13 protein-coding genes are annotated in these 13,806 nt (G+C 58.8%); 7 read left to right on the top strand and 6 right to left on the bottom strand.

Annotated elements, in window-relative coordinates:
- Position 1: 1 nt before the first annotated feature.
- The 5 genes from WNY37_RS07410 to ahcY form a co-directional block, all read right to left on the bottom strand.
- Positions 2-268, bottom strand: a complete 267-nt coding sequence (locus WNY37_RS07410) for a DksA/TraR family C4-type zinc finger protein (RefSeq protein WP_342974879.1) — start codon at positions 266-268, stop codon at positions 2-4.
- Positions 269-338: 70 nt separating this feature from the next.
- On the bottom strand, positions 339-1,403 hold the full coding sequence (locus tag WNY37_RS07405) for an SO2930 family diheme c-type cytochrome (protein ID WP_342972826.1): 1,065 nt from the start codon (positions 1,401-1,403) through the stop codon (positions 339-341).
- The gene (locus WNY37_RS07400) at positions 1,400-2,665 is read right to left on the bottom strand and encodes a parallel beta-helix domain-containing protein (RefSeq protein WP_342972825.1); all 1,266 of its coding nucleotides are present in this window, start codon (positions 2,663-2,665) and stop codon (positions 1,400-1,402) included. The genes WNY37_RS07405 and WNY37_RS07400 overlap by 4 nt, the downstream gene beginning before the upstream one ends.
- Before the next feature lie 63 nt (positions 2,666-2,728).
- Positions 2,729-3,751 carry a hypothetical protein gene (locus WNY37_RS07395; RefSeq protein WP_342972824.1) on the bottom strand — a complete coding sequence of 341 codons (1,023 nt, stop codon included), beginning with the start codon at positions 3,749-3,751 and terminating at the stop codon, positions 2,729-2,731.
- Positions 3,752-3,844: 93 nt separating this feature from the next.
- Positions 3,845-5,245, bottom strand: a complete 1,401-nt coding sequence (ahcY, locus tag WNY37_RS07390) for an adenosylhomocysteinase (RefSeq protein ID WP_342974878.1) — start codon at positions 5,243-5,245, stop codon at positions 3,845-3,847.
- Between the two features lie 201 nt (positions 5,246-5,446).
- Between ahcY and WNY37_RS07385 the strand changes: the two genes are divergently transcribed.
- The 6 genes from WNY37_RS07385 to WNY37_RS07360 all read left to right on the top strand — a co-directional run bounded on the left by WNY37_RS07385 (position 5,447) and on the right by WNY37_RS07360 (position 12,255).
- A complete protein-coding gene (locus tag WNY37_RS07385; RefSeq protein WP_342972823.1) occupies positions 5,447-6,013 on the top strand; it encodes an EF-hand domain-containing protein in 567 nt (188 codons plus the stop codon).
- Between the two features lie 162 nt (positions 6,014-6,175).
- Positions 6,176-6,976, top strand: a complete 801-nt coding sequence (locus WNY37_RS07380) for a hypothetical protein (RefSeq protein ID WP_342972822.1) — start codon at positions 6,176-6,178, stop codon at positions 6,974-6,976.
- Positions 6,977-7,074: 98 nt separating this feature from the next.
- Positions 7,075-9,867: a DNA polymerase I gene (gene polA / locus WNY37_RS07375; protein ID WP_342972821.1), complete on the top strand. Its 2,793-nt coding sequence runs from the start codon at positions 7,075-7,077 to the stop codon at positions 9,865-9,867.
- Between the two features lie 52 nt (positions 9,868-9,919).
- Positions 9,920-10,684, top strand: coding sequence for a hypothetical protein (locus tag WNY37_RS07370; RefSeq protein WP_342972820.1), 765 nt, complete (start codon positions 9,920-9,922; stop codon positions 10,682-10,684).
- Positions 10,685-10,982: 298 nt separating this feature from the next.
- Positions 10,983-11,876, top strand: a complete 894-nt coding sequence (locus tag WNY37_RS07365; RefSeq protein ID WP_342972819.1) for a hypothetical protein — start codon at positions 10,983-10,985, stop codon at positions 11,874-11,876.
- A 253-nt stretch (positions 11,877-12,129) separates the two neighbouring features.
- Positions 12,130-12,255: a hypothetical protein gene (locus WNY37_RS07360; RefSeq protein ID WP_342972818.1), complete on the top strand. Its 126-nt coding sequence runs from the start codon at positions 12,130-12,132 to the stop codon at positions 12,253-12,255.
- Between the two features lie 20 nt (positions 12,256-12,275).
- Here the strand turns inward: WNY37_RS07360 and WNY37_RS07355 are convergent, their stop codons facing one another.
- A complete protein-coding gene (locus WNY37_RS07355; protein WP_342972817.1) occupies positions 12,276-12,686 on the bottom strand; it encodes a GFA family protein in 411 nt (136 codons plus the stop codon).
- Between the two features lie 164 nt (positions 12,687-12,850).
- On the opposite strand from WNY37_RS07355, the gene WNY37_RS07350 reads away from it, so the two are divergent.
- Positions 12,851-13,795 carry a hypothetical protein gene (locus WNY37_RS07350; RefSeq protein WP_342972816.1) on the top strand — a complete coding sequence of 315 codons (945 nt, stop codon included), beginning with the start codon at positions 12,851-12,853 and terminating at the stop codon, positions 13,793-13,795.
- Positions 13,796-13,806 lie beyond the last annotated feature (11 nt).

Here is a 13,806-nt window from a genome sequence, read left to right as displayed (position 1 = left end):
TCTATTTCAGCTGGCTGTCCTTGGAGCCGCGCCGGTTGATGCCGCCGCGCAGGGCCGCCGCGCTGTCGCGTTCCTGCTGGCAGTCGACGCAAAGACGCACACCGGCAACCAGCTGGCGGCGTTTCTCCGGGATCGGCTCTCCGCATTCCACACAATGTGTAAGGCTTTCACCCTTGGGGCGGCTTGCCTCAATGCGCATCAGCTCATCGCGGATCGAATCTTCAATCTGTTCGTGTACGGCGCCGTCGCGCGACCATCCGCCTGCCATCAGGGTCTCCATACCTAGTCTTCAGAACAAACATGTGAGGAGCATGACCGGTTCCTGAAAGGTCTGGCGTTCAGTCGTCGTCCATGCCGGCAATCCATTCGCGCACCAGCTCCACACCATCCTCATCGATCAGCGCGCGGCCAAGCTCCGGCATGGCGACGCCGGCTTCGGTCGAGGCCATGCGATAGGTCAGGATGGAGTTGTCAGGCTCGCCCGGCGCGACAACGAAGACAGCATCACCTGAGCCACGCCCGGCCGCTGTCGGATGCTTGCCGATGCCGAGCTTGGTCGGCTCGTCTTCATTGTAGCCGAGCCAGAGACCGGAATTGGACGCCGAGCCCTCAGCGCGATGGCAATGAGCACAATTGATGTCGAGATAGGCGCGCGCCCGGCCTTCAACGCTCGCATTCAGGTCGCTGGTGCTCGGCACGGCGGGCGGCGCATCCGGCAGGCCGCTGAGCGTGCCCCGCGCTGACCAGTCAGCGAGCTGCATCCTTCCGTAAGGCCCTTCATGATTGAGGTTACGCGCCTTCGGCCCGATCGGCGCGATATCGTCGCCCATCTGGTGGCAGGTCTTGCACTGGTTCTGGTTGGGAACCCGATACTCAATGGACACCGGCTCGCCCGCCGGGTCGATGAAGTCCAGGTCCAGCCAGTCACCGGCTGGCGCATAGACGGCTTCAGTCTCATCCTCATTCCAGACATAAGGAAACGCCGCCCAGCCATCGGCCTTGTGGATCAGGAGCCGGGTTTCGCGGTAGCGCTCTCCCTTGGCAGGCTCACGCATATCCGACGCGAAGGCGAATGTCTTGATGAGCACGCTGCCAACGGGAAAGTCGAATACGTCCTCGCCATTGTAAGCGGCTGCTTTCCCCTCCGGCACAAAGACCAGCCGGTGCTTGCTCGCATGATCCGAAAAGAGCGGATTGACGAGATCATATCTCACCACGCCCTCTGAAGGTTCGCGCGCTGACGCGTCCTGAAAGAAACCATACTCAGCCAGCGTCCTCGCCGGCTTCTCCGCCAGGATCGCCGCCATGTCAGGGCCTGCAGCGCCAGCCTCCTGCATCGTGCAGAGACGCAGTCCGCCAGCGGCGATAATCAGCAGGAGCGCAGCAACAAGTCCGCGTCTCATTCAGCGTGGCTGAGCTTCACGGGATCGAGGCTACCGAAACCGTCGCCCGAAGGGCGGTCCATGCTGGGCGACACATTGGCGATGTCGACCGGATAGGTGCCGAGGCCAAGATTGACGAAGCCGATGGTTTCCGGCTCATCAATCGCAAGGCTCACATCCGTGTCGTCCTGTCCTTCCCAGCGGGTCACGCCGTCCCAGACAATGGGTGGAAGCGAGCCGCCAAGGAGCGGTGCGAAATCTCCCAGCATTCCCTGCGGATTGTTCCCGCCGCTGCCATAGTCATTGCTGCGCACAACGACATTGCGCGGAAGCGGATTGTAGTCCTCGTCGGTGAACGGCTCGGTATAGGCTGTAATCAGCACCTGCACGGACTGGTTGTCTTCAAACCGGTTGTCCTCGACCACGACCCGGTCATTCGCCATGACGATAACGCCCGTACCCGCAGGCACGCCCGCCACGATATTCCCCGGCGGGGCGAAGTTCGGCGTGTTGTTGGAATAGATGTCATTGTCATGGATGCGGGTTGAATGACCGCCCATCACCGGCAGGTCCGGCAGGTCAAAGACGAGCACGCCGCCTGTATTCTGGGTCACGACATTTCCATAGACGTCGGCGCGGGTGGAGTTCTCAATCTCTATCCCGGCCACATTCTTCTCGGCCACAGAGTCGCGGACGATGATATTATCCGACTGTCCGACATAGATGCCCGCGTCCGAGGCGCCGCGTACCGTCACGCGCTCGACCAGCACATCCGTGCTTTCAACCGGATAGACACCGTAAGCGCCATTCTCGGGATCAGGTTCGCCCAGCCATTCAACGGTCAGGTCGCGATAGACAATCCGGTCCGCGCCTTTGGACTTGATGCCATCACCCTTGGTCTCCTGAATGGAGAAGTTTTCGAGGATCACGTCGTCGGCTGTCACCAGAAGGCCTTCGCCAGAGCCGCGCTGTTCGGAGAAATCGAGGATCGTTGCGCCCTGCCCGGCGCCGGCGATGGTGACGCCGTCAACATCAAGCGACAGGCCGTCCGTCATCATGAACGTGCCTTCGGGCAAGGTGATCGTGCTGCCTTCTTCGGCTTCGATCAACGCTGTTTGAAGCCGCGCCTGGAAGTCGTCGCCCGCTTCGAGCGTTGCTGCGCTATCTGAAGCGGCCTTCTCGGTCTGAGTTTCTGTGTCGGCCGTTGTGTCCGTCGGCTCTTCGCCGCCGCCGCCACACGCCGCCAGTACGGCAACCGCCGCCCCCATCATCAAAATGCGCATCGTCCTGACCTCCCGTCCTTATATCTGACGCGAGTGTCATTCTTTTTCGGCGCTTCGGCAAGCCTAGCGTTCAAGCCCGAAGTATTTGTAGGCGCTCCGGCGATCCCCCCAATACGGCCAGACATAGGATGGCAACTGGATTTTCGTGATCGGCTGCTGCTGGAAAGGCTCTGCCGGAACATCGCCGACAAGGATGGCTTTCGTACCGTCCTTCGGGCCCTGCGTGATGATCCACTCAACACGTTTGCCGATCTTTCTTGGCAATTCGGTACGGAAAAAGGCCAGGCCCTGTCTGTACTCTTCCGCCCAGCGGTCACGGTATCGCGTCGCATCGAAATCCGGATTGAGGTCTTTTGCTCCGGCAATACGCGCCTCGACGGTGACCGGACGGCCCTGCCCGTCCAGGTAGCAGCTGCGGTTCGGCGCGCCGCGGTGGCCCATGAAGCCGGTGCGCTTGGGGTCGACACCATTGGCAATCGCCCCGCCCTCATAGGCGCTGACGACGATGCCATCGATTTCCACGCCCGGCGCCGTCTGGATATTCCAGAGCACGGCATTGTAGGAAGTCAGGACAAGGTAAACCGGCGCGTCGGTCTCGGTTACGAGCACGTCGACACGGGTCAGCCATTCAACCGCGTTTCCCTTGGCAAAAGCGGCCGCTTCCCTTGCGAGCGCAGCGCTGTCGAAACTCGATGAGCCCATCTCATCGGCGATCTGATCTGACAGCCGGATGCGCTGCTGCAGCTGTTCAGCGCGATTGGCATCGGCAACGTATTGGAGCGGCGTCTTCACCCCGCCGCCATAGAAATAGGCGTAGGCCACGCGTGCATTGCCAGACGGGCGCGGCATCCGGCATTTGGCTTCTGCATCGACAAATTCGAATGGTGCGGGCGCGGCCTTGTTGGTCAGGACCGGCTGGCCGGTCGCAACCTGACCGACCGTACTTGCGGGTGCACCATCGACTTGCGCCACCGGATAGTCTGCCGGAATCTGATTGCCATTGCTGGCGGATTTGAGCATCGCTTCCGAGCAGGAAGACAGGCTGACCGTCAGCGCAATCAGGGCAAGTCTTGTCAGTCGCCGCATAAAAAAACCCTCCGCAATCAGGCCAGAAGCTTAATCACGAAGGGTTTGATTTATGCCGAACCCGATCCGTGAAATTTCACAGACCAGAGATGTTTAGTAGCGGTAATGCTCCGGCTTGTACGGGCCTTCCGGCGTCACGCCGATATAATCGGCCTGCTCTTCGGACAGCTCTGTCAGGCCAACATTCAGCTTGGCAAGGTGAAGGCGCGCAACCTTCTCATCGAGATGCTTCGGCAGCGTGTAGACCGAGTTCTTGTACTCGCCATCATTCTTGTGAAGCGCGATCTGGGCGAGCGTCTGGTTGGTGAACGAGGCGGACATCACGAAGCTCGGATGGCCCGTGGCGTTGCCGAGGTTCACCAGACGGCCTTCGGAGAGAAGGATGATGCGCTTGCCATCCGGGAAGGTGATCATGTCGACTTGCGGCTTGATATTGTCCCACTTGAAATTGCGCAGGCCTTCGACCTGAATTTCATTGTCGAAGTGGCCGATATTACAGACAATCGACATGTCCTTCATCGCCCGCATGTGATCGACGGTGAGGATGTCCTTGTTGCCTGTGGCCGTCACGAAGATGTCGGCTTTCGACGCCATCGTGTCGAGCGTCTGGACGTCATAGCCGTCCATGGCGGCCTGCAGGGCGCAGATCGGGTCGACTTCGGAAACGGTGACACGCGCGCCAGCACCTGACAGCGATGCCGCAGACCCCTTGCCGACATCGCCATAGCCAGCGACGAAAGCCGTCTTGCCGGCCATCATCACGTCTGTGCCGCGGCGGATCGCGTCGACCAGCGATTCCTTACAGCCATACTTGTTGTCGAATTTCGACTTGGTGACCGAGTCGTTGACGTTGATCGCCGGGAAAGGCAGTTCGCCCTTTTTCTCCAGCTGATAGAGGCGGTTCACGCCGGTCGTCGTCTCTTCGGACACGCCCTTGATGCCAGCCTTGATGCGGGCGAACCAGCCCGGCGTTTCGGCGATGCGCTTCTTGATCTGCTTGAACAAGGCGACTTCTTCATCCGACCCTGGATTGTCGAGAATGGACGGGTCTTTCTCGGCCTTCTCGCCGATGATCAGATACATGGTCGCGTCGCCGCCATCATCGAGGATGAGGTTGACGGTCTTGCCATCCGGCCACTCGAAGATCTTGTCTGCGAAGTCCCAGTACTCTTCCAGCGTCTCACCCTTGTGAGCGAAGACCGGGGTGCCGTTGTCGGCAATAGCAGCCGCAGCATGGTCCTGTGTCGAATAGATATTGCACGAGGCCCAGCGCACTTCCGCGCCCAGCGCTTCCAGCGTCTGAATGAGGACAGCCGTCTGGATCGTCATGTGAAGCGATCCGGCGATGCGCGCGCCCTTTAGCGGCTGCTCTGAGCCATACTCTTCGCGTGCCGCCATCAGGCCCGGCATTTCGGTCTCTGCGATCGCAATTTCCTTGCGTCCGAAATCGGCGAGGGAGATGTCTGCTACAGCGTAGTCTTTGGACATATCAATGATCCTTTATATGTTTATATGCCATCTATCGAAGCCTCCATCAGAAGGCAAGTTTCACGCGCAACTTTGATCAGTGAGACGCTCGAAATCGCCTTCGCGCTCCAATCCGGGCGCAATTTCGCCGCAGCATACTGATTGGTCATGTGGCATTCACGTCACACATGGCTATATTAACTTTCCCGGTTCTGCATTGGAGCTCACATGATCCGTTCACTCGCAGCCCTGATCGTCATCGCCGCGCCGCTATCTGGTTTTTCAGGTGCCGCTGCTGCTGAAGATGACGTGGTCGTTCGCCTTCCAGGGTCTGGAGAAGTGAAGGACGAAGCGCGCGCCACACTGAAAGCCGACCGGCTGAAACCCGGCGGCGGCCTGCTGGCCTCCTTCGACGCAAACGCAAATGGCCGGATTTCAGCGGAAGAGCTCGAAACCGGCGTCAAAAGCGCGTTCATCGCTGCGGACGCCAACCGCGACGGCGAACTGACCGCGCTCGAACAGCAGGCCTGGGCGCAGGATTTGCCGACCCGCGACGATTCTCTCGCCAATCCGGTTCGCTTCGACCCCAATCTCGACCGCCGCGTCAGCTTTGCCGAATTCCGCAATGTCATCCTCAACCTGGCCAGCGACTACAGCGAAGACAATGCAGAGCTGAAGCTTGCCTCGCTCAAGGCGCCGACCCCGGAGCGCAATAAGCAACGCGAGCGCATCGACGAAATCATCGAAAACACAAGCGTGCCCCCACAGGCGCGGTCCCGCGCGAGCGAGTTCTAGACGAATACCCACGTCACGATGACTGACACCAGCAGGGCCTGAAGGCTCTGTCGGCCTTGCGCGGGGTTTCGGCCTTGCCAGCTCTCCAAATCATCGCGCCAGCAAAACACTTTGGACCGATTCAGCTTCCAGCTGCGCATTACCTCTTAGGAGGCGCACCAGTTGAGCGAGCCAATTCACGACTGCCCAACCTGCGGCCGAAAGGCCCGCGTAACAGACAAGTTCTGCGTCACCTGCGGCGAAAAGCTGCTCGATTACGATGGCAGTCGCCGGACCGTGGTCGACCCTCAGCGACCACTCTCTTCACTGACGCCTTCCCCCAAACCTCCGCCGCCACGACGTCCGCCGGAAGGCAGCATGTATGCCTGCCCCGTCTGCGCCAGCCATCAGCCGGCCTGGTGGGCCATTGTCCGATGCAGCATCTGCGCGAACGAGCCGAGTGAACAGGCAGTCTTCTCGAACCTTCTGCCTGCCGAAGCTGTCCGCAGGCATAGTTTCAACTTTCCGGAGCGGACAGCGTGCGTCGACTGCGGCGGCGTGGTCTCGCTGGGCGACTTCACCGGCTGCCACCGGGAGACCGAGATGCGGGACGGAGGAGGTCAATATTTCCATCGGAAGACAGAGCCGGACTGGGCCGAGGAGGCAAGGCTCACGCTGAAGCCGCCCCATATGCAGATCCTTGAAAAGGCGCACGTCCATCGCTTTCGCGCGATGCGCGAAAAACAATCGGGTGCGCCCGCTACAGACCCGCTCACCCCAAGCGAGGACGTCATTGACATGGAACGCGCGAGCGCAGCCGCGGACTTTCTCCTGCCGCCTGTGACCGCCGAACACCTCGACCTGCTCACCAAAGCCATCCTGCTGCGCCCCTGCCCACGCTGCGACACCCCCGACCCGCTTGGCATCGTCCAGGAACTCGGTGACGCCGCTGCGTATTTCAAGCCAAAGCGGCGCCATCCCTGACCGGCTGATGTTCACCCTGCCCACAACGCCTGCATGAGCCCCCCTACCCCTTCCGCGAATGTGCCGCTACATCTGCCCTCTCAGGAAGGATTCTGCCCATGCCCACCGCGCCGATCAATGAAGACAGCCATCTCTACCTCATCGACGCGAGCGCCTATATCTTCCGCGCTTTCCATGCCCTGCCGCCGCTGAGCCGCGCCTCTGATGGCCTGCCCGTCGGCGCTGTGGCCGGTTTCTGCAACATGCTCTGGAAACTGCTGGAAGAGCTGAAGGGCGACGAGCGCCCGACCCATTTCGCCTGCGTCTTCGACAAGGGCAGCTACACCTTCCGCAACGATCTCTATCCCGACTACAAGGCCAACCGGGATGAGCCGCCAGAGGACCTTCGCCCGCAATTCCCGCTGGTCCGCGAAGCTTCCATCGCCTTTGCCTGCCATGCCCTCGAAATGGAGGGCTATGAGGCCGACGATCTGATCGCGACCTATGCCCGCCAGGCTGAGGCCAAGGGGGCTCGCGTGACCATCGTCTCGTCGGACAAGGACCTCATGCAGCTGGTCACAGAGAAGACCACCATGCTCGACACGATGAAGAACAAGCATCTTGGCATCCAGCAGGTGTTCGAGAAATTCGGGGTCGGTCCGGAAAAAGTCGTCGACGTTCAGGCGCTTGCCGGCGACAGCGTCGACAATGTCCCCGGCGCGCCCGGCATCGGCGTAAAGACGGCGGCCACGCTGCTCGAGGAATACGGCACCGTCGAGGAATTGCTCGAACGCGCCGAAGAGATCAAACAGCCCAAGCGCCGCCAGACCCTGATCGATCATGCCGAACAGGTCCGCATTTCGAAAAAGCTGGTCACGCTGGACGACAAGGTTCCTCTTGAGACCCCGCTGGAAGACCTCGCCGTCTGCGACCCGGACCCGGTCACCCTCATCGACTTCCTCGAAAAGATGGAGTTCCGCACCATCACCCGCCGCGTTCGCGAAACGCTGGAACTTGAAGGTGTGCTCGAAGAACCAACGCAGGGCGAGGTTGGCTTCGACAAGGAAAACTATGTCTGCGTGCGTGATTTCAAGACGCTCGAGGACTGGATCGAGCGGGCCTATGAGGCCGGCGTGATCGCCGTCGACACCGAAACCGACAGCCTCGACTGCCAGGTCTGTAAACTTGTCGGCATCTCAATCGCCGTCGCGCCGAATGAGGCTTGCTACATCCCGCTAGACCACATTGACCCGGATCATTCCGGTGGCGGCGACATGTTCGACGCAGCCCCGCCGCGCCAGATCCGCAAGGAAGACGCCCTGAAGGCGCTGAAACCCCTGCTCGAAGACCCGGCCATTCTCAAGGTCGGCCAGAACATGAAGTACGACTACACGGTCTTCATCCGCAACGGCATCACGCTCGCCCCGATTGATGACACGATGCTGCTCTCCTTTGCGCTGCATGCCGGCATGCATGGCCACGGCATGGATGAGCTGTCGGAGCGCTACTTCCACCACACGCCGATCCCGTTCAAGGAAGTCTGCGGCACCGGCCAGAAGCAGATCACTTTTGATCGCGTCCCCCTCGACAAGGCGACCGAATACGCCGCCGAGGATGCCGACGTCACCCTCCGCCTCTGGCAGATGTTCAAGCCGCGCCTGCACACCGAAAAGGTCACCACGGTCTATGAGACGCTCGACCGCCCGTTGATCCCCGTCCTCGCCGAAATGGAAAGCCACGGCATCAAGGTCGACCGCGACTTCCTCTCGCGCCTCTCCTCCGATTTCCAGCAGCGCATGGCCGGCCTCGAAGACAGCGCCTACAAGGCCGCGGGCACTGAATTCAACATGGGCTCGCCCAAACAGCTCGGCGAAATCCTCTTCGGAGAGATGGATTTGCCCGGCGGCAAGAAAACCAAGTCCGGCCAGTGGTCGACCGATGCGAGCCAGCTCGAATTCCTCGCCGCGCAGGGCCATGAGCTGCCGCAGATCATCCTCGACTGGAGAACGCTCTCAAAGCTCCGCTCGACCTATACAGAGGCCTTGCAGGACGCGATCAACCCGGACACCAAACGCGTCCACACCTCCTATTCCATGGCGGGCGCGCAGACGGGCCGGCTCTCCTCCACTGATCCGAACCTGCAGAACATCCCGATCCGCACCGAGGAAGGCCGCAAGATCCGCGAAGCCTTTATCGCCGAAGAAGGCAATGTCCTGATCAGCGCCGACTACAGCCAGATCGAGCTGCGCCTGCTGGCCCATATCGCCAATATCGACGCGCTGAAGAACGCCTTCAAGGACGGCCTCGACATCCACGCCATGACGGCCTCGGAAATGTTCGACACCTCCATCGAGGGCATGGACCCGATGGTGCGCCGCAAGGCGAAGGCGATCAATTTCGGCATCATCTATGGCATCTCAGCCTTCGGCCTTGCCAACCAGCTCGGCATCGAGCGCGGCGAGGCGTCGGACTATATCAAGGCCTATTTCGAGAAGTTCCCCGGCATCCGGAAATACATGGATGAGACCAAGGCCTTCGCGAAGGAAAACCTTTACGTAACAACGGCTTTCGGCCGGAAACTGCATCTGAAGGAAATGGGCTCGAAGAACGGCGCCCAGCGCGCCTTCGCAGAACGCCAGGCCATCAACGCCCCGATCCAGGGCTCCGCCGCCGACATCATCAAACGCGCCATGATCGCCATGCCGGAAGCGCTCGCCAAGAAGAAGCTAGACGCGAAGATGCTGCTACAGGTCCACGACGAACTCGTCTTCGAAGTGCCCGAAGCCCAAGCCGAAGACACGATCAAAATCGTCAAAGCCGTGATGGAAAAAGCGCCGCTACCCGCCCTGCAACTCAGCGTCCCGCTGGACGTCGACGCAAACGCCGCGCGGACTTGGGCTGAGGCGCATTAGTATATGAGAGTGATTCATGATTTAGACACTCTGCGATAGTCAATCTAAGATAATGAATCGAAAGCAATTCGTCGAAAGCTACGGTGCGACTTGCTCCAACTGGACTTGGAGTTGGTCGTTCGTAAATCACGAGGACCAGTTCGTGATATTCGGGTTTTGGGACGACCTAGAATCGAATGGCTCAGCAGTTATTCTTGAAAAAAGCTGGAGAAAACTAAACAACCGGCTTCAACCAGGATACGGTCAGGCAATAAAACATATCCAACTAATCGAAAATAGTGGCTACCGCCTTAGGGTGTTTCGACAATACAACTCCCAAAACAGCACACTTGGCGTTCAGACGGCGAAACTAAAGGGCTTCTCCGAGAAGCTGTTCGACGCACGCTTGAAGCGAGTTGGAAGTCGCTGGGACGCAATTCTCGCAGCTTTCGATTTGCATATCGATACTGACGGGCCGAAACGGCAATCTGGCCAACCGGGTCCTCCACCGTCACTTTGGTCAGCTATCGTTTCGCGCAGTGATGGACCAACTGCACTGTATGCATTTCGCTTCGGACACTCCAACGTATTCAAGCTGGGTATCTCTCAAAATCCCGAAAGTAGATTGGCTTCGCTCAACTTCTCGGTTCCAGACGAACTGCTTGGGCGAAACTGGCAATTGTTCGACACGCATTGGTTCGAAAACGGTCTGAGCGCATACACAGTCGAGCAAACTCTCCTCAAAAAATTCGACAGTCACAAGAACGAACGCGTCCAGGCGCTCAGCAGGCAAGTAACGGCAGCGTTCGAAAATCTAAGAGGCCAAACAAAGCAGTGATCATTGCCACGACTTGCCAGTCCCTAACCATCCACATTGCATTCCCCCACCCCGCCCACGATATCTCACTCACGCCTTTTGCGGCCCACTTCACACTAAAATCCGCAAAGCCAGTCCGGCGCTGTCCCTGCATGCGCGCGTACGCGAACGCGGCAAGGAGGTGGGCTGAGGCGCACCGTTTAGGTTTGGACCGGGTGCTCGAGTTCAAACGAGTTGACGAAGACTCTGTCCTCGATGAAGGTCGAATCCTGCACCAAAAAATGTGGTTGCGTTTCAATAAAAATCTTTTGAGATCAAGATGAAATATAATATTTCCTCAATTTTTATAATACTTATAATTTCAATACTTTCCCCTAACAGCCACGCGCAGTCTTCACGCGATATTCGCGCTTGCCCCACGGGCGACTTGCTCAAAAAAGTGATAGAAACATCCGGAAAATACCAAGATGACACTTTCAGTGCTTACGGGGTGCTGTTTTGGAATGAGGTGGGACCGTCTGTCTTCAGCAAAGATGATGTCTACAAACTCGCGATCGCCCAGTGCGCCAATACCCTGAGCGACTCCGGTTGCAACAAATTGGACATGGAGACGCCCGAATTCGCTGACTGGCACGCCTATTGGGATGCGAACCTGAACCACCAGATTTACGGCGCAGCAAAACCCGATGCCAATACACCCGGGATGATCCATCCCCCGTCAGCATTGCTCGACTGGGCGCAGACAACACTGGACTGCTCAGTTACCGAGGGTCAGATGAACGTTGCTGGCGCAGTCGGCGACCAACCGCCTTCAAATGCTATTCCCGATCAAGACGAGCCGTTTGAGGTGCATTATGCCGAACTGGAACGCCTCACACATCTGACGGCTGTATATACACAGGCATGCTGGACGCTGATCAAGGAGCTCGAGCCCGATGGCGGCAAAAGCGCTGGCGAGCTGGCAGAACGCTGGTATCGAATGCAGAGGGCGTCAATCGGAACCGATTATGACGGGTGCGACTCTGTCCCTGAAAGTCTCGAACGACAGATCATGGCCGACATTGCAGCCTCTGCCAGTCAGAGAATGCCTGTAGAGACCCAACCCAGTGCAGATCCGGATTGGTGCGACAGCACATGCCAGCGGGAAAGGACAATCCAGGAAAACAGGCAACGGTCCTGCTATGTGAGCAATGGCCGCCGGATTTGTTATTAGGCGATTTGGACCTGTTCAGTGGCTCCCGATCCGGTACCCGGCGAGCCCATTCGTCGAACGAATGAGTCCACACCTCCCATTGCATTCCCCATCCCCGCGCACGATATCTGACCCACGCCTTTTGCGGCTCACGTCACACCAAAATCCGCAAAGCCATTCCGGCGCTGTCCCTGCCTGAGCGCGCATGATGTGCGCCGGCCTACAGGGGCAATCCGCATCGCTGGCTGCGATGCAAGAGAAGTGACCCGACCCCATGTCGAAACAACAGAAATCGAACCGCGAAATCCGCAAACCGAAAAAAGAAAAAGTGAAGACGAACGCGTCCAACCCGTCAGTGAAAACCGGCGTCCAGAACGTCTTCGACCAGCGCAAGAAATAGATCCTGCCCAAGTCCTCGCCTCAGCCCGCAGGCGGGGACTTCGCAAACGCCGTGATACTCTCCGGCAGGCTCACCCAGTCCTGCTTGCTGTCGCAATAGGTCTGCACGGTTGGATTCAGGCGTGATGCATCATTCAGCGTGCCGCCTTTCACGGCGACCATGCCTGGAAATGCCTCCAGTTCCGAGACGTTCGGAGAGCCGCAATTGCCGCAGAACTTCCGGTACACATTGTTGCCGCTGTCGCCCTTGTCCTCAAAGGTCTTGAGGTCACCCTCAACGGTGAGCTGCGCTTCATTGACCAACAAATTCACCGAAAACGCGGCCCCGCCCTGCTTCTGGCAATTGGTACAATGGCAGAGCGCGGTAAACATCGGCTCGCCCTCAATCTCGTAGCGGACCTTGCCGCACAGGCATCCCCCGGTCTTGGTCATCTTTTTTTTCCTCCCGCCTTGTTGATTCTTAGTCGGCCTGAATCTTTTTAATCGGCCCATCGTGGAAATCGAAGCCGAATTGCCCTTTAGTTTATGCTCTCATTTCGAGTTGACCGGGCACTCAGGATCAACTCATAAATGCGTAAGTTGAACTGGAGGGGTCCATGAAAAAACTCGTATTCGCTGTATCTGCTGCAGCGCTTGCTGGTTGCGCAACAAACTATCGCGTGCCCGTGGAAGAAGCGCCGCCCCAATGGCGCGATGACGGAACGAAGCTTCAGCTTTCACCGGTTGATGGTTCTGTCGAAGCCTTTGGCGGGACCATGAAGAGAGGCGATGTCCTGCTCCAGTTCGAGGTAGAGAATTTGCGTACCGGGGTCATCCAGGATGCGGTTACGTGGACATCGCCCTTTGGTCTCGAGCAGACACTCGATGCCGGCACGCCCGTCTATGCGCGTCAGTTCACCATGACGATGCAGCGGACTTACAATTACATCCCAACTGGGCCGCGCACCAATCTGAACTCGATAAATAACCCTATCGAATGGTGTGCGCCGAGGGAGGATGACGCTGTCTGCATTTTCTGGGAAGGACCGGAGAAGGCCCGCTACATCGACTCAGGCGGCGGCGTCCCACAATCGGTCTCGCTCACATCGCCAAGCGGAATGAATGGGCCGGTCCCCACAATCATCGAACAGGACGTCGAGTTTGGTAATCCCTTACAGGTCCGGATGGTGATCACTCGCTTGAATGAAAAGGAAATTCGTCTGATGAGCCGGCTCTACGACGGCGATGACTGGACGAGCTTCGGTGGTGGTACGCGTCGGATCAAATGGGAAGACAAAGCGAACGTCATCAATCTCTTTGGCGGCAAATTCGAAATCGATCCGGTCAAGGAAGATGATGGCGACATTAAAGAGGTCGTCGTCACCGTCGTCGAGGCCCCGGAGAATGTGACGCTCATGACGATGAATGAGCTTCTTGACGCCCTGGTCGCCATGCAGGCCGCAAGGGAAGCCGCCAGCGAAGACTCTGCGGATGAAGACGCATCATCCGGCGGCGATGAAGCGTCAGGCGAAGCCGGCGAGGAGCAGCCAACCGACGAGTAAGGGCTTCACGG

The sequence above is a fragment of the Henriciella sp. AS95 genome (assembly GCF_038900055.1).
Taxonomy (GTDB): Bacteria; Pseudomonadota; Alphaproteobacteria; order Caulobacterales; family Hyphomonadaceae; genus Henriciella.
The sequence above is the reverse complement of the archived record's forward strand: the minus strand, read 5'-3'. Positions and strand labels throughout refer to the sequence as shown.